11 protein-coding genes and 1 pseudogene are annotated in these 15756 nt (G+C 72.9%); 6 read left to right on the plus strand and 6 right to left on the minus strand.

Annotation, left to right across the window (positions count from 1 at the left end; translation table 11 throughout):
• Window positions 1-10 precede the first annotated feature (10 nt).
• Together ACZ4MF_RS31335 and ACZ4MF_RS31340 are read left to right on the plus strand one after the other, a co-directional pair.
• Window positions 11-615, plus strand: a pseudogene (locus tag ACZ4MF_RS31335) (sugar phosphate isomerase/epimerase family protein); the annotation flags it as partial.
• A gap of 328 nt (window positions 616-943) precedes the next feature.
• On the plus strand, window positions 944-2110 hold the full coding sequence (locus ACZ4MF_RS31340; protein ID WP_467495424.1) for an acyltransferase family protein: 1167 nt from the start codon (window positions 944-946) through the stop codon (window positions 2108-2110).
• A gap of 106 nt (window positions 2111-2216) precedes the next feature.
• Here ACZ4MF_RS31340 and ACZ4MF_RS31345 read toward each other — a convergent pair whose 3' ends face one another.
• The 6 genes from ACZ4MF_RS31345 to ACZ4MF_RS31370 all read right to left on the minus strand — a co-directional run bounded on the left by ACZ4MF_RS31345 (window position 2217) and on the right by ACZ4MF_RS31370 (window position 10246).
• Window positions 2217-2456: a chaplin gene (locus tag ACZ4MF_RS31345; protein ID WP_467495426.1), complete on the minus strand. Its 240-nt coding sequence runs from the start codon at window positions 2454-2456 to the stop codon at window positions 2217-2219.
• Between the two features lie 108 nt (window positions 2457-2564).
• Window positions 2565-4730, minus strand: a complete 2166-nt coding sequence (locus tag ACZ4MF_RS31350) for a discoidin domain-containing protein (protein WP_467495428.1) — start codon at window positions 4728-4730, stop codon at window positions 2565-2567.
• A gap of 144 nt (window positions 4731-4874) precedes the next feature.
• Window positions 4875-6230 carry an FAD-binding protein gene (locus ACZ4MF_RS31355; RefSeq protein WP_467495430.1) on the minus strand — a complete coding sequence of 452 codons (1356 nt, stop codon included), beginning with the start codon at window positions 6228-6230 and terminating at the stop codon, window positions 4875-4877.
• 44 nt (window positions 6231-6274) lie between these two features.
• Window positions 6275-7087, minus strand: a complete 813-nt coding sequence (locus ACZ4MF_RS31360; RefSeq protein WP_467495432.1) for an inositol monophosphatase family protein — start codon at window positions 7085-7087, stop codon at window positions 6275-6277.
• A gap of 56 nt (window positions 7088-7143) precedes the next feature.
• Window positions 7144-8940 (minus strand): RICIN domain-containing protein, encoded by a 1797-nt coding sequence (locus tag ACZ4MF_RS31365; RefSeq protein WP_467495434.1) that lies wholly within the window; start codon window positions 8938-8940, stop codon window positions 7144-7146.
• Between the two features lie 124 nt (window positions 8941-9064).
• A complete protein-coding gene (locus ACZ4MF_RS31370; RefSeq protein WP_467495436.1) occupies window positions 9065-10246 on the minus strand; it encodes an FAD-dependent monooxygenase in 1182 nt (393 codons plus the stop codon).
• Between the two features lie 264 nt (window positions 10247-10510).
• Between ACZ4MF_RS31370 and ACZ4MF_RS31375 the strand changes: the two genes are divergently transcribed.
• The 4 genes from ACZ4MF_RS31375 (at window position 10511) to mdlC (ending at window position 15754) form a co-directional block, all read left to right on the plus strand.
• Window positions 10511-11518, plus strand: coding sequence for a Ppx/GppA family phosphatase (locus ACZ4MF_RS31375; protein WP_467495438.1), 1008 nt, complete (start codon window positions 10511-10513; stop codon window positions 11516-11518).
• Between the two features lie 86 nt (window positions 11519-11604).
• Complete coding sequence (locus ACZ4MF_RS31380) at window positions 11605-12573, plus strand: ABC transporter substrate-binding protein (protein WP_467495440.1); 969 nt, start codon at window positions 11605-11607, stop codon at window positions 12571-12573.
• Entirely contained in the window at window positions 12570-14150 is a 1581-nt protein-coding gene (locus ACZ4MF_RS31385) for an ABC transporter permease (protein WP_467495442.1), read from the plus strand. The genes ACZ4MF_RS31380 and ACZ4MF_RS31385 overlap by 4 nt, the downstream gene beginning before the upstream one ends.
• On the plus strand, window positions 14147-15754 hold the full coding sequence (gene mdlC, locus ACZ4MF_RS31390; protein ID WP_467495443.1) for a benzoylformate decarboxylase: 1608 nt from the start codon (window positions 14147-14149) through the stop codon (window positions 15752-15754). The genes ACZ4MF_RS31385 and mdlC overlap by 4 nt, the downstream gene beginning before the upstream one ends.
• Window positions 15755-15756 lie beyond the last annotated feature (2 nt).

Below are 15756 nucleotides of genomic sequence, written 5' to 3' on the forward strand. Positions count from 1 at the left end.
GGACCCCGCCTTGTGGAAGCGGATGATCGAGATCACCGCGGACCTCGGCTGCCCGCTGATGAACTCGGAGTTCAACGGCCGTCCCGAGCGGGCCGCGCAGAGCGGGGCGGCATTCTGGCGCTCGCTGGAGGAGCTGCTGCCGCTGTTGGAGGGCGTGAGGGGATCGCGCTGAACCCGGAGGCTCACCCGGACGACCTCTGCGAGGAGAACGCCCCGGCGGTCGACCTGGTCCGTGCGATCAACAAGCCGTGGGTGAACTAGCTGTACTGCGCCCTGCACTCCTTCCCTCTGTCGGGGGCGGACCCGACGGCGGACATCGCGGCGATGATGCGCCAGGCGGGCGACCGGCTGAAGCACGTGCACCTCGCGGACTCCTTCAACCACAAGGGCTCCAGCGGGCTTCGCTGCATCCTCAACCCGCCCGGCACCGCGGCCCGTATCCACCAGCACCTGGACATCGGGCGGGGTGAGGTGGACTGCGACGCGTTCTTCGGCACGCTGCGCGAGCTGAAGTTCGACGGTGCGGCCACGGCCTGCGTGTTCGCCTGGGAGGAGCGGGCCCGTGAGTCCTCGGCGTTCATTCTTGAGCGAATCAGGAAGGAACTGCGCGTGTAGTTTCTCCTGCGCAATTCCTTCCTAGAAATTACCTTCCTGTTAAGCGGCCCGTGGGACGACAGGGGCCGCTTTCCCGTTCCCGATCATTGCATTGATTATGCGGAGATTTCGGGCACCCGGCATCAACTCGTATATACCAATTGTGACGATCAATACAGTACGGCGTGTCGTCACCCGTAAGGATGCACGGGTCCGGCCGTCCGTGGCATACAGAGGGGTGCGTCGTTCGGCAATGGTGTGATGTTTGCCATGTGACGCACATGAACGGAGGTGAACGGGCAACGTTCCCCTTCATGCCCCACGCCAATCCTCTGCGGCAGGTGATTCGATGACCACGGCGACGACCCGGACGATCCGGACGACGCCGCACTCCCCTGACGGCGAGAGCGCCGCCAGGGACTCCCCTCGCGCCGCCAACACCTCACTGCCGTCCCTGACGGGACTGCGGTGGATGGCGGCGCTGCTCGTGTTCGGACTGCACGTGAACAACTTCGGCTACTTCGGTGGCACCGGCGGCAGCCTGGTGTACTGGGCTTTCAGCTCCGGTGCCACCGGAGTGTCGTTCTTCTTCGTGTTGTCCGGTTTCGTGCTGACGTGGTCGGCGAGACCGCACGACCGAGCGCTCGGCTTCTGGCGGCGGCGCGTCGCCAGGATCTATCCGGTCCACCTGGTCACCGTCGGCCTCGCGTTCCTGCTGGCGCTCACGCTGGAGGGCAACGCACAGCCGACGCCGAAACAGGCCGTGGCCAATGTCCTCCTGCTGCACTCCTGGTGGCGCCCCTGGTGGCAGACGCTCAACCCGGTCAGCTGGTCGCTGGCCTGCGAGGCCTTCTTCTACGCCTCCTTCCCGCTGCTGATCCTGCTGCTGCGCCGGCTCGGCGTGCGCGGCTCGGTCGCGCTGGGCGGGCTGTCGCTCGTGGCGATCGTGGTGATCTCCCGGGCGGACTCCCAGCACTGGTGGACCTACGCGCTGTACTCCTTCCCGGCCGCCCGGCTGCCCGAGTTCGTCCTCGGCGCGGTCACCGCGCGGCTGGTCCTGCTCGGCCGCTGGCGCGGACCCGGCCTGGAGGCCTCGCTCGCGCTGGCGGTCGTGGGCTACTTCATGGTCCCGCAGGCCCCGCTCGGCTACTCGGCGACCATGTGCACGATCATCGGCTTCACCCTGCTGATCCCGGCGGCGGCGAACGCGGACCTGAAGGGCCTGCCGTCGATGTGGCGCGGTCCGCGGATGGTGCGGCTCGGTGAGCTGTCCTTCGCCTTCTACATGGTTCATCTGCTGGTGCTGCGCGCCGGGACGCACCTGCTGGGCATCAAGCCGCACTTCGGTGCCCTGGCGGGGACGGCGGTCACCGCGATCGTGTTCGCCCTCTCGCTCGGCCTGTCCTGGCTTCTCTACGAGATGGTGGAGCTCCCGGCGAGACGTCTGCTGCTGCGCCGTCGCCACTCGGCCAAGGCACCGGCCCCCCGCGAGACGCAGCCGGCGTCGAGAGGCTGAGCCACCGCTGCGAGCCGTGCGGTCCCGGCCGGGGCGCGCCTCACCGAGCGGTTCTGAACAGCCGTGCGCCGGCTCCCGCAGGGCGGGAGCCGGCGCACGGGCGGCGTCACTTGATGGAGCAGGTGTTCCCGGAGGCCGGGTTCAGCAGGCCGATCAGGTCGATGCTGTCGCCGCAGACGTTGGCGTCGACGTCGACCGGCACCTGGATGACATTGCCCGAGACGACACCCGGGCTGTTGTTGGCGGCGCCGACCGGGCCCGGGTCGGCCGCGAAGGCCGTCGCCGAGCCTCCCACGGCAAGGAAGCCTGCGAGCACGGCCGTTGTCGCAAAACTGCGAAGACACATGATCTGCCTCACTGGTTGACGAAGGGGTGCTTCCATCACACCCGCACCCCGTCCCGTGCGCCTCTCCGGCTACGCCGTTCGGGGGGCTGCGCGATCATGGAGTGCGGGTCAGGGAAAGGACGTCACCTTCGACGGGACGGTGCCGGTCCCCGAGGTCGGTGCGCCGGTTCCGTTCACGACGTGGGCGTACTGGCCGTTGCCGCCCAGCGAGATGACCAGCAGGTCGTGCATCCTGATGCCGCCGGTCGCCGGGGCCTCGAAGCCGTCGGCCTGGACGATCGAGGGATCGGCCGTGTAGTTGCAGTAGCTGCCCAGGCCCCAGGCATCGTGACGGGTGACGGAGTCGGCGACCTTGTAGGCCGCGTAGCCGACGGTGCCGCCGTGGGTGACGGCGGCCGCGTTCGGGGCGTCGTACGCCTTCTCGTTCTGGAAGAAGATCGTCCGGCCGCGTTCCCCGCTCCAGTACACGTCGTACTTGTTGAAGTGCTCGACGAACAGGCCCGTGGCGAGTACGTCGTCACCGTTGACGGTGAGGCCGTAGTCGGCGCGGTTGGTGTCCCAGCCGACGCCGCTGCCGTGGTCGGCGCGCCAGAGCCAGGTGTGGTCGATGATCACGTCGTTGCTGTTCACCACGACGGAGTTGGTGGCGAGGCCGGGGCCCGCGCCGCCGATGCGGACGAAGACGTCCTGCATGGTGGTCGGGTCGGCGGAGTGGTCGGCGGTGGAGCCGGGGGTACCGATCCGCAGCAGGGTGCCGGAGTTGACGGGGCCCGCGTCGATGAGGAAGCCCGCGAGCCGTACGCCGTCGACGTCGGCCACATGCATCGCGTCGATGCCGTTGTCGGGGACCAGCGTGGCGAGACCGAGTCCGAGGACGACGGTGTCGGGGCGGGTGACGTCGATCGTCTGGTCGAGGTGGTAAATGCCGGGCGTGAACAGGAGGTTGAGGCCCTGGGCCAGGGCGGCGTTGATCGTGGCCGCCGTGGCGCCCGGCTTCACGACGTAGAACCGGTCGAGCGGGAGGGACCTGCCGGGGGTGTTCGGCCAGGAGACGCCCCGGGCGCCGGTGCGCTCGCTCGGGACGAACACCTTGTAGTCGTTGCCGTCGAGGTAGAGGTACGGCTTCTCGCGCGAGACGGGGGTGGTGTCCAGCGTGGTGTAGGGGCCGTTGTCGAAGTTGGTCGCGGGTGCGCCCTGGACTCCGGAGAAGGTCATGTTCCAGACACCGTTGGTCCAGCCGCCGACCGAGCTGTCCCGGGTGTACCACTGCTGCTGGGAGTACGGGCCCACCGTGCCGTCGATCTTGGAGTCGGCGATGTAGCCGCCGGAGGCCCAGCCGTAGCCGGTCGGTGCCAGGTTCATGCCGCCCTTGACGTGGATGCGACGGAAGGGTGAGGCCTGGGCGACGGCCCAGCGGTCGGTGCCGTTGGAGGGGGTGATGGCGAGGTTCTCCGCCGAACGCCAGAAGTTCTGGGTGGCGTTGCCGCCCGACCAGCCGGCGTCGACCGTCACGTCACCGTTGATCCGGGTGTCGTCGGGGTTCAGGCCCAGTCCGGAGACCGAGGTGTAGAAGCCGAGTTGGGCGTTGAGACCGTTGTAGGTGCCCGGCTTGAGCAGGAACTGGTAGCGGCCGGTGCCGAACTGGGCCGACTCCTGCTGCTTGAAGACGTCGTCGAACTTCTGCTGGAGGTTCGGGGTGGTGGGGTCGGCCACGATGACGTTCGGGCCGAGGTCGCCGCCGCCCTGGACCGGGCCCGTCGTGCCGGTCGCCGTGGTGTGCACGGACATCTCCCACAGCGAGTAGCCGTAGCCGGTGCCGCGTGCGGTGCCGTAGACGCGGACGTACCGGCCGGAGCCGCTGACGTCGTACGACGTCGTGCCGCCGCTCGCGCCGGTGACGGTCCTGAGGGTGGTCCAGTTCTGCCCGTCGGTGGAGGCCTGGAGCTGGAAGTCCTTGCCGTAGGCGGCCTCCCAGTTCAGGTCGATCGCGCACAGGTCCCGGGCGGTGCCGAGGTCGACCTGGAGCCACTGCGGGTCGGAGAACCGGCTGGACCAGCGGGTCGAGGGGTCGCCGTCGAAGGCGGCGGAGGCGGGGGTGCCGGCGTTCTCGGTGGAGGAGGCCGTGGCCGGTCTGCCGCGGGCGGCGTCGGCCGGATCGCAGGTGGCCGCCCGGGGTGTGGCGGCGGCCGGGGTGTGGGCGAGGGGAAGGGTGAGCAGCGCGGCCAGGGCGGCGAGCGCGACTGCCGGGCGTGTCGGTCCTGTGCGGCTTCTCATCTGGCGGCTCCGAAGGGTGAGGGACGTCGATCGACCGGTCCCACTGCTTAGTTCATGTTTTGATTTAAGTGGTGAGGCAAGCGGACGACAAGCCTTCGGGAGCCAAAACCTTCGGGCGGCGAACTCTCGGAGCCGCAGGAGCTCTCAGAACCGCAGACCGTGTCCCCGGGCCAGGACGTGATGCGGGTCGTGGCGCTTCTTGGCCTCGGCGAGGGTCTGCCAGTCGCTCCCGTAGTGCTCGCGCCAGTCGGCGGCGGTCATCGCCAGGGCGTTGACGGGATAGGCGACGCCGCCCTCGGAGCGGGCGAGGTCGTAGGCCCTGCGGTTGGCGGCCACCATCGCCTCGGCCGTCCCGGGACGGCCGGGTGGGGCCGTGCGCAACAGGGCGAACAGGTACAGGACCGCACCGGACGGGCGGCGGAAGAGCGGCGCGCGCAGCGGGCCGGACAGCAGCGGGTAGAGCAGGACGAGGCCGGTGTCGCGCAGGTCGTGGAAGCCCGGGTCGGCGAGTACGGCACGCACGACGGATGCGGCGCGGTCGTGCGGGAGCAGCAGGTTGAGCCAGGGGTGCGGGTGCAGCCACTCCCCCGTCTCGGTCAGGACCGCCTCGTCCGTGTCCACCCTGTGAACGAACTCGGCGTAGTCGAGGTCGGTCGTCTCCACGGTGGCGGGGTCGTGGCCCAGGCCGTCGAGGAGCGCCCCGTCGTCGGGCGCGAGCCCGTCCGCGTGCGGGGCCACCGCCTCGATCATGTACTGCCAGCCGCCCTGCTCGGCCGGGCGGGCCTGGCCCTCCAGGTAGGCGAAGCGTGGCTCCTCGGCGAGCATCCGCTGGTCGGCGAGGTAGCGGGCGAGATCGGTGTGGAAGAGGCAGTAGCGGCGGACCCGGGCGGGCGCGGGGACGAGACGCAGAGTGGCGGTGACGATGACGGCGCACTGGCCGAGGCCCGCGAGCACGGCGTGGAAGAGCGCCGGGTCCCGGTCGGGCGAGCAGACGTGGTGCTCCCCGGTGCCGGTCACCACCTCCAGTTCCAGGACCTGGTCCGCGACCAGCCCGTGCCGATGGGTGGCGCCGCCGAGCCCGCCCGCCGACAGGACCCCGCCGACACTCGCGCCGAGGTAGTCCGTGAGGACCGGGGGCGTGAGCCCGTGCGGCAGGGTGGCGGCCAGTACCTCCCGCCACAACACCCCGGCGCCTACGGTGATCCGGCCGTCGGCGACGACTGCGGTCCGGCTCATCGGGCGCAGGTCCAGTACGACCCCGCCGCCCGCCTGCCCCTGGCCGTACATCGAGTGGCCGCCGCCGTACACGCTCACCGGGATGCCGCGGGGGCCGGTGAACCGCAGCAGGTCCGTGATCCCGGCGACGGACTCCGGGCGGAGCACACCGAGCGGTGTCTCCCGCACGAGGCGGCCGAAGTCCCGCGCGGACGCGCCGAGCGCCTCGGGGCGGGTGTCCAGCGCGCGGCCGAAGCGGGCGGCGAGGTCATGGGCCTGCGTCATGCCGGAATCACATCAGACGGAGGCGGCGGGCGTCGAGATCGCCGTCAACGTCCGCCCGTCGTCTGGTTCTTGACGAGTTCCAGCAGGGCGGCGTGGGTCTGCGCGTCGGCCGCCGCGACGAGTCCGTCGGCGCCGGTGAGCACGGGCTCGCCGCGCAGGCCGGTCACCGTGCAGCCCGCCGCGCGGCACAGCGCGATGCCGGCCGCGAAGTGCACGCTGTCGCGCAGGTCGCCGTCGGTGACATAGGCGGCGCGGCGCCCGGCGGCGACCCAGGCCACGGCGAGGGTACTGGAGATCACCCTGGGCCGGAACCGCTCGGCGAACCCGGGGTCGGCCAGGAGGCGCACCGCCCGGAAGCCGGGGGCGCCCGGGAACGGCGGGTCGAGGTTGACGTCCACGAGCGCGGAACCGGCCGTCGGCGTCAGCGGCTCGTCGGTGCCGTCGGCGGCGCGCACCCGGGCCGCGGTGCCGTCGGTCCAGAACACCTCGGCGCCGAACGGGTCGGCGGTCGCGGCGGCCGTGACCCGGTCGCCGTCGCGCAGGGCGACGTTCACGCCGACGAGCATGCTGCGCACGGCGTAGTTGAGGGTGCCGCACAGGGGGTCGACGAGCCAGCGGCGGCGGGCGTCGGCGGCGCCGCGGCGCCCGCTCTCCTCGCCGGTCACGGCGTCGTCGGGGCGGGCGGCGCGCAGCACGTCCAGGATGGCCCGCTCGGCGGCCACGTCGGCCTCGGTGGCGAAGTCGCCGGCGGACTTGTCGTAGCGTGCGAGCCGGCTGCCGTAGAGGTCGCGGACCACGGCGGCGCCCGCCTGGGCCGCTCGCACGGCCAGGTGGGCGTCGGTCTCGTTGGTGATCATGGGCGCAGGATAGCCAGAAGTCCCGTGGTGGCTGGAGGGGTTGGGTCTTCGGGCGCTCAGCTCGCGGTGAGGGACAGGGTCTGCTCGGCTGCGGTGCGGCTCCCGCCGACGGCTCTGTGGGTGCGGTCCGTCCAGGTGCGCACCGGCGTGGTCTCGGCGAGCCGCCCGGACGTGCCGGACAGACCGAGCACGAGGCCGCTGTAGCGGTTGACCAGCCGGTAGGTGCGGCCGCTCGCGTCCGGGATCACGAACCACTGCTGTCCGACGGCCGGACCGCCGGCCGGGGCCCGGGTGACGGTGGGCCGGGCGCCCCAGGCGCGGCCCGCGGTGGCGGCGGAGTCGACGCCGAGCAGCCGGCCGCTCGCGGCGTTGGTGAGGGTGAAGGCGCCGTCGCCGGTCGGGGTGAAGACCCAGGTGTCCCGGCCGGTTCCGGTGGGCCGGGCCAGCGAGGTGGTGCCGGAGCCGCCGGCCGCCTGGGCGAGGAACCGGCCCGTGCCGCCGCGGATGCGGTAGCGGCGGCTGGTGTCCACGGGCGCGGCGGCGGGCTTCGCGGAGTCGACGGTGAGGTCGACGTACTCGCCGGAGGCGTCGTGCGAGCAGCCGAAGGCGCAGTAGGAGCGGAAGGACCTGCCGACGATCATGGAGCTGGTGCGGTTGGCGCTGTCGAGGAACCAGCGGTACCAGGAGGCGTTCGTGTAGCTCCCGGTGTCCCCGATGAGGTGCCACTTCTGGGTCGTCAAGTCGTCGGTGGCGTACAGGTACTGGGGCGCGTTGCCGCTCTGGTCGACGGCCTGGGGTTCGCCGATGTAGAGGCCGAGGTAGGCGTCGTAGGCGATGTTCATGACGAACAGCGGCGAGGTCGAAGGCATCTTCCCGGCCGCGATCTGCTGGGCCGCCGTGCCGGTGTTGGCCGGGTCGTACTCGGCGGCTGCCGGGGTGTAGCCGGTGGGGTGGTCGGCGTCGACGGGGACGATGTCGCTCTCCTTGCCGCCGGTGCCGGGCTGGGACCAGGCGCCGTCGTACCACTTGCGCCACGAGCCGGGGGCCATCTTGGCCGAGATCGGGGCGCGGGCGACGTGTTCGTAGAACGCCTTCCAGCCACCGCTCTTGTCGATGATCCGGGAGCCGTAATAGACGTAGAAGTAGCCGGAGGCGGGGTCGACGAAGAGACGCTGGTCGCCGTCGCCGTAGGAGTACGTCTGGTTCGGGAAGGCCGTGGTGTCGCCGCGCTCGGTGCTGTACGGCGAGGTGATGACGTGGTCCTTGACGGTCCAGGTGCGGCCGTGGTCGGTGGAGACGGCGTAGTCGACGGCGTCGTAGTGCAGTCCGTCGCCGAAGGGCTGCGGGGTGAACTCGTTGTGCACCAGGCCGTACCAGTCGCCGGTGTCGGGGTCGACCCACATCCCGGACAGGTCGCAGTAGTTCTTCTGGGCGTAGCCGGAGCCGCTGGGTGCGTAGGTGGCCTGGCGGCCGGTGGGGCTGTTGTTGCAGCGCCAGGTGGTGTCGTCGTTGCGGTCGGCCGGGTTGGCCGGGTTCACCGCCTTGCTGAGCTTGTTGTCGAAACCGGCGGTGTCGAAGTCCTTGCCGGTGTAGAAGTCCCAGGTGCGCGGGTCCTTGGCGCCGTACAGGGCGGCGGACTGCTGGTAGTGGAAGGTGCCGTCCCGGTCCAGGTACGGGGTGGCGGGGGTGTCCGTGGGGTGGGTGAACGGCACCGGGCTGCCCACGGTCACGCGGTAGGCGGCGTCGGCGGGTGCCGCGGTGGCCGCCGGGGACGTGAGGGCGCCGCCGAGGACCAGGGCGACGGCCGCCGAGGTCACTGCCAGGGTGCCGCCCGCTCTGTTCAAGAGTCGCACCTGTGCTCCTTGTTGCCGAAGGGCCGGTTGCACGGAACGATCCGGCCCCGCCGCTCTGTCCGGCAATGGACTCCGGTGCTGCGCCTCTTGCACTTTCGCGCGCGCGGCCGCGCGGTGGTGCCGCTCAGGACTCCTCGGGCGGGGTCGCGGACAGCGGTGTGTCCCAGGCCAGTTGGCGGATGAGCGCCGCGTCCGGATCGGCGGGCCGGGCCACGACCGCGCCCGGGCGGGCCGACCGGTGCCCGGCGCGGGAGATGCCGCCGCTGACGGCGACGTTGCGCTCCGCGCGCGGGCGGCGGTGCGCCTCGTAGGCGGCGAGCGCGGCGGGCACGCCGGGCCGGTCGCGCAGCGCCTTGGCGAGGACGACGGCGTCCTCCAGGGCCATCGAGGCGCCCTGGCCGGTGGCCGGGGAGGCGGCGTGGGCCGCGTCACCGACGAGCAGCACGCGTCCGGTGTGCCACACGGAGCCGAGCGGCAGGTCGGTGGCGTTGGTGGCGAGGACCGGGCCGACGGAGGCGGCGACGATGTCCGCGGCCGGTGTGGCGTCCTCCGCCAGCAGCGGCAGCAGCTCCGCGCGCGGGTCGACCTCGTGGGCGGAGCCGTCGGCGGGCAGGGACTCGGTGTCGACGCGGGCGAACCAGTACGTCTGTCCCGCCGGTGACACCGCGTACCCGAAGGTGGTCTCGGCGCCGCGGACGAAGGTGATGAGGCCGGTCGGATCGGCGCTGGGGGCGGTTTCGGTGTAGCCGTAGTAGATCCGCTGGCCCGCGTAACCGGGCTGCGCCTCGGGGGCGATGAGCGCGCGCACGGTGGAGCCCAGTCCGTCGGCGCCGACGAGGAGGTCCGCGTCGGCGCTGGTGCCGTCGGCGAAGTACGCGGTGACGCCGCCCGGCCCTTCGCTCACGCCGGTCAGGCGGGCGCCGTGGCGCACCGGGACGCCGCGCCGGGCCGCCTCGCGCTGGAGGGCGGCGTTCAGCTCGCCGCGGCGCAGGCACCGGTAGTGCAGGTCGGGGTCGGTCACCTCGCCGAGCGGCGCGTGTGCCTGCTCGGTGCCGCGGCTGTCGAGCAGCCGGAGCGACGTCAGCGGGAACCCGATGGCCGTGACCGCGTCCGTGGCGTCGAGCTCGGCCAGGGCGCGCATGCCGTTGCTGCCCAGGGTCAGGAAGGCGCCGATGTCCTGCGCCGTGTCGGGGTGGGCCTCGTGCACGGTGACGTCGTACCCGGCCTTGTGCAGCCCGAGCGCGGCGGCGGTCCCCGCGATGCCGCCGCCGATCACCGCTGTTGTCGTCGTGTGCGTCCCGCTCACGCGCCGCTCCCCGTCTCGACCGTGCCCCGTCCGATGACGGTCACCCTACAAGGGCAGTGCCGGGGGCCGCGGGGCCGAAACGGTCGAGATCCGGACAGCGCGCGACCGGCGGCGCCGACGGCCCGCCGCCCCTCCGCGCACGCGTCGCGCCTCCGTCCCGCGCGCCGCACCCGGGGAGCACGCTGCGGGGAGCTGTGCACAGGCGTCACCCGGTGCGCCCGTGCCGTGACGGGTTTTTGACGGGGAAGTGGGTACCTCCCGGCCATGCGGTTGAGCGTGGTGGATGCGGGGTCGAACACCGTCCGGTTGGTGATCGCGGATGTGGAGGGAGGTGTTCCGCTGCCGGTGCACACGGTCAAGTGGAAGCTGCGCCTGTCCGAACACGTCGGTCCGGACGGCGCCATCGCCGACGAGGCGGTGGAGAGTCTGGTGCAGGCGGTGGCCGCGGCGGGGGCCACGGCCCGGCGCTGGCATGCGAGGGGGCCGCTGGCCTTCGCGACGGCGGTGGTCCGCGGTGCCCCGAACCGGCTGGAGGTGCTGCGGCGGGTGGCCGCCGGAACCGGAATCCGGATGTGCACCCTGCCGGGCGAGACCGAGGCCGAGCTGACCTTCCTCGCGGCGCGGCGCTGGCTCGGCCTGCGCGCGGGCCCCCTGGCGCTGCTCGACATCGGCGGCGGGTCGCTGGAGGTGGCCTTCGGCCGGGGCCGGCTGCCCGACTTCGCCGCCTCGCTCCCGCTCGGTGCCGGACGGCTCACCCGGGAGCACCTCGGTCTCCAGGATCCGCCGGGCCCGGCCGAGTTGAAGGAGCTGCGCCGCCGGATCCGGCACGATCTGCGGGACGTCGCCACGCGGATCCGCTGGGAGGCGCCGCGCACGGCGGCCGTCGGTTCCCGTACGTTCCAGCAGCTGGCCCGGCTGTGCGGGGCGGCACCCGGGCGCCACGGGCCGTTCGCGCGGCGGGAGATGCGCCGCCGGGACCTGAGCGAGGCGGTGCGGACGCTCGCCGCGCTGCCCGCCGCCGAGCGGGCCCAGTTGCCCGGCATCTCCGCGCCGCGGGCCGAGCAGAGCCTGGCCGGGGCGGTCGTGGGCCACACCGCGCTGAAGCTCATGGGGCTGCGCCGGGTCGTCGTGCTGCCGTGGGCGATCCGCGAGGGTGTGCTGCTGCGCTACGTCGAGGACGGCGCCGACTGGTGGACGGAGGTCACCGGCGCCGCCGACGCCGCCCTCCTGCCCCCGGCGGCGACCCTGCGCATCGCGGGCCCGTCGGCGTAGCCGGGGCCCGCCGCCCACGTCACCCGACGGCAACGAATCACACCATCCTGTAGCGATCATGACAAATGAGGGGTAGGCATGCCCGTATGGCATTACGTCGATCACGATCGGGAACGAAACGCCTCGCCGCCCTCGTCGCCGCGGCGGCACTGGTCCTGGTGGGCTGCGACAGCGGCGGCACGTCGTCCGCCGGGGACGGGCGCGAGCAGCTGACCGTGGCGGCGCTGCCGCTCACCGACTCGGCCGCGCTCTATCTCGCCCGGGACCGGGGGCTGTTCGCCAAGGAGGGCCTGGACGTGCGGGTCCAGCCCGTGCAGCAGAGCATCCAGGCGCTGCCCGCGCTGCTCAAGGGCCAGGTCGACGCGATCGCGAGCGCGAACTACGTCACCTACTTCCAGGCGTACGAGAAGGGCACCCTGGACCTGCGCATCCTCGCCGAGGGCGTGCGGATCGCCCCGCACATGATGGACGTCCTCGTGCCCAGGGACTCGCACCTGACGTCGCCAGGGGACCTGGCCGGCAAGAAGGTCGCCGTCGCCGTCCTCAACAACATCCAGTCCCTCACCCTGAACGCGATCCTCGCCGCCCGGGGCGCGGGGCGGCCCGTCTACCGGCAGATCCTGTTCCCGCAGATGGGCCCCGCGCTGGAGCGCAACCAGGTGGCCGCCGTCCACGCGGTCGAGCCCTTCGACACCGCGATCCAGGACCAGGTGGGCGCCCGGGTGCTGCTGGACGGCGGCTCGGGGCCGGCGGCGGGCCTGCCCGCCAGTGGGTACGTCACCACACGTGCCTTCGTCCGCGAGCACCCGAAGGCCGCCGCGGGCTTCCGGCGGGCGATCGAGGCGGCCTCGAAGCTCGCCGCCGCCGACCCGGACGCGGTGCGCGCGGAACTGCCGAAGTACGCCAAGGTGACGGCGGACGAGGCCAAGTCCCTCCATCTGCCCGCCTATCCGGCGACCGCCGACGCGGCCCAGCTGCGCCGGCTGATCCACCTCATGCGACAACAGGGGATGCTGACGAAGGACATCGATCCGGCGCCGCTGCTGGTGACATGACCCGGCGTCAGGACCTGGCGCTCGGCCTGCTCGGCGCGGCGCTCGCCTTCGGGGTGTGCGAGGCGGTCTCGCGGGCCGGGATCGTCCGGCGCGACTATCTGCCGCCCGCCTCCGAAGTCCTCGCCCGCGCCGCGCGGTTGGCGGGCGACGGAACGTTCCTCGACGGGGTCGGGGCGACCCTGCGGGCCTGGGCGCTGGGCCTGGCCCTCGCCTGCGCGATCGCCGTACCGCTCGGGCTGCTGCTGGGCGCGGTGCCGGGGGTGGAGGCGGCCGTGCGCGCGGTCGTCGAGTTCCTGCGGCCGCTGCCCTCGGTCGCGCTGATCCCGCTGGTGTCGCTGCTGCTCGGGTCGGGCACGCGGACCGAGGTGACGCTGATCGCGTACGCCTCGCTCTGGCCGGTGCTGTTCAACACCCTCTACGGCCTCGGCGAGACCGACCCGTTGGCCAGGGACACGCTGCGCGCCTTCGGCTTCGGGCGGCTCGCGGTGCTGTGGCGGGTGGAGCTGCCGAGCACCGCCCCGTTCATCGCCGCGGGGCTGCGGATCTCCGCCGCCGTCGCCCTGATCCTGGCCGTGGCCACCGAGATCCTCTCCGGCTTCGGGCAGGGCCTCGGCATCTTCATCGCCCAGGCCCAGACCGCGACGGACGGCACCCTGGACGTCCTGGCCGCGGTGGTGTGGGCGGGCGCACTCGGCCTGGTCGTCAACGGCGTACTGGTCGCCGCGGAACGGCGGTTGTTCGCCTGGGCACGTGAACGCCGGGGCGCGGAGGGACAGTTCGCCAAGGAGGGAGCCCGGCACGCCGCCGTCCCCCTGCTGTTGCGCTGGTCGGTGCTCCTCGGCGCCGTCGGCTGCTGGGAGCCGGCCGCACGCGCGCGCGGCAGCGTCTACTTCCCGCCGCCGCTGCGCATCGTCCGGCACGCCCGCGACCTGTGGTTCTCGGGACCGGCCCGGCATCTCTTCCTCACCCCGGCCGCCGAGGACACGATCCTGCCGAGCCTTTCCCGGATGGCGGCCGGGTTCACGCTCGCGGCGGTCGCCGGAATCGCCCTCGGGCTCGCGGTGGGCCGCTCGCGGCGGGCGTACGCGCTGTGCGATCCGGTGCTCCAGTTCGCGCGGGCCGTGCCGCCGCCCGCGCTGGTACCGGTGTTCGTCGTGGTCTTCGCCCTCGGCACGCCCATGCAGGTGGCGTCGATCGCGTTCAGTGCCGTCTGGCCGGTGCTGGTCAACTCGGCCGAGGGCGCCCGCGCGACCGACCCGCTGCGGCTCCAGGCGGCGGCCGTGCTGCGGCTGACGGCGCCCGAGCGGCTCTGGTTCCTGATCCTGCCCTCGGCGCTGCCCCGGATCTTCGCGGGGCTGCGGCTCAGCCTGTCGCTGTCCCTGATCCTCATGGTGTTCTCGGAGCTGCTGCCGGGCAGCGACAACGGCATCGGCTTCACCCTCACCGACGCGCAGACCCGCTCCGACCTGCTCACCGTGTGGGCGGCGCTGGTCCTGCTGGGCGCGCTCGGCTTTCTCCTCAACTCCGGTCTGCTGGCGGTCGAGAAGCGGCTCGTCGGCCCAGGGAGGACGGCATGACGACGACCACGGTCCGCGAGGCGGTCGTACGGTTTCTGCGCGACACCGGTATGACCACGGTCTTCGGCAATCCGGGCTCCACGGAACTGCGGATGTTCCGCGACTGGCCGGACGACTTCACGTATGTGCTCGGCCTCCAGGAATCCGTCGCCGTCGGTATGGCGGCCGGACATGCGCTGGGCACCCGGCGGGCCGCGTTCGTCAGTCTGCACTCGGCCGGCGGGATGGGCCACGCCCTCGGCGCGGTGTTCAACGCCTACCGGGACCGGGTACCCCTGGTGATCGTGGCGGGCCAGCAGGCGCGCTCGCTGCTCCAGCTGCGGCCGTTCCTCGGCGCCGACGAACCGGCCCTGTTCCCGCGCCCGTACGTGAAGTCCGCCCGCCAGCCGGAGCGGGCCGAGGACGTGCCCGCCGTGCTGGCCGAGGCGTACCGGACCGCGATGACCCACCCGCGCGGGCCGGTGTTCGTCTCCGTGCCCGAGGACGACTGGGACCACCGCGCCGAGCCCGTCCCGCCCCGCACGCTGCACACGGCGTTCACGGCCGCCCCGGACGCCCTCGCCGCGCTCGCCGGCCGGCTGGACTCCTGCGCCCGCCCGGCGCTCGTGGTCGGCCCGGGGGTGGACGACGAGGACGCCCTGGACGAGGTGCGGGTGCTGGCCGAGCGGCTCCGGGCCGGGGTGTGGATCAGCCCGCTCTCCGGCCGCTCCGGGTTCCCCGAGTCGCATCCGCTGTTCCAGGGCTTCCTGCCGCCGGTGGCCCGCCACTTGGCCGCCCGCCTCGCGCCGTACGACGTCGTCGTGGCCCTCGGCGCGCCGGTGTTCACCTACCACGTGGCCGACGACGGTCCGCCGCTCGCGACCGGCACCGAGCTGTTCCACCTGGACTGCGACGCCGGCCAGGCCGCGTGGCTGCCCGTCGGCACGAGCGTCGTCACCACCCTGCGGCCCGCGCTGGCCCGGCTCGCGGAGCTGCTGAAGGAGTCGGACCGGGAACCCCCGCCGCCCCGGCCGGCCCCCGCCCCGGCAGCGGCGGACGGGCACATCACCCCGGAGTTCCTGTTCGACCTCCTGCGGGACCGGCTGCCGCGCGACCGGGTGCTCGTCGAGGAGGCGCCGAGCCACCGGGACGCGCTGCACGCGCGCGTACCCGTCGATGCGAGCGGCGGCTTTCTCACCACGGGCAGCGGGGCGCTCGGCTGGGGACTGCCGCTCGCGGTCGGCCGGGCCCTCGCCGACCGGCGCCGGGTGGTGTGCGTGGTCGGCGACGGCTCGGCGCTGTACTCCGTGCAGGCGCTGTGGAGCGCGGCCCGGCACGCGGCCCCGGTCACCTATGTGCTGCTGGACAACGGCGGTTACGCGGCCGTCCGCGCGCTGGGCCGCCGGATCGGCATCGCGGGTGCCCCCGGCACGGACATCACCGGCATCGACTTCGCGGCCCTCGCCCAGTCCTTCGGCTGTCCGGCGGCCCGCGCCGAGGACCCCGGCGAGCTGCCTGCCGCCCTGGACCGCGCGCTGGGCCGGGGCGACGACGCGGGCCCCTTCCTGCTGCACCTGCGGGTCACCGGCAGCGCGGGCACCCTGTACGAGCCGTGGGCCGGGTGAGG

Source organism: Streptomyces sp. NPDC025793, from assembly GCF_055558375.1.

Excerpts from the sequence above, each read along its gene's own strand:
- ACZ4MF_RS31340 (WP_467495424.1), top strand. The coding sequence starts at position 944 with ATGACCACGGCGACGACCCGGACGATCCGGACGACGCCGCACTCCCCT.
- ACZ4MF_RS31345 (WP_467495426.1), bottom strand. The coding sequence starts at position 2,456 with ATGTGTCTTCGCAGTTTTGCGACAACGGCCGTGCTCGCAGGCTTCCTT.
- ACZ4MF_RS31350 (WP_467495428.1), bottom strand. The coding sequence starts at position 4,730 with ATGAGAAGCCGCACAGGACCGACACGCCCGGCAGTCGCGCTCGCCGCC.
- ACZ4MF_RS31355 (WP_467495430.1), bottom strand. The coding sequence starts at position 6,230 with ATGACGCAGGCCCATGACCTCGCCGCCCGCTTCGGCCGCGCGCTGGAC.
- ACZ4MF_RS31360 (WP_467495432.1), bottom strand. The coding sequence starts at position 7,087 with ATGATCACCAACGAGACCGACGCCCACCTGGCCGTGCGAGCGGCCCAG.
- ACZ4MF_RS31375 (WP_467495438.1), top strand. The coding sequence starts at position 10,511 with ATGCGGTTGAGCGTGGTGGATGCGGGGTCGAACACCGTCCGGTTGGTG.
- ACZ4MF_RS31380 (WP_467495440.1), top strand. The coding sequence starts at position 11,605 with ATGGCATTACGTCGATCACGATCGGGAACGAAACGCCTCGCCGCCCTC.
- ACZ4MF_RS31385 (WP_467495442.1), top strand. The coding sequence starts at position 12,570 with ATGACCCGGCGTCAGGACCTGGCGCTCGGCCTGCTCGGCGCGGCGCTC.
- mdlC (WP_467495443.1), top strand. The coding sequence starts at position 14,147 with ATGACGACGACCACGGTCCGCGAGGCGGTCGTACGGTTTCTGCGCGAC.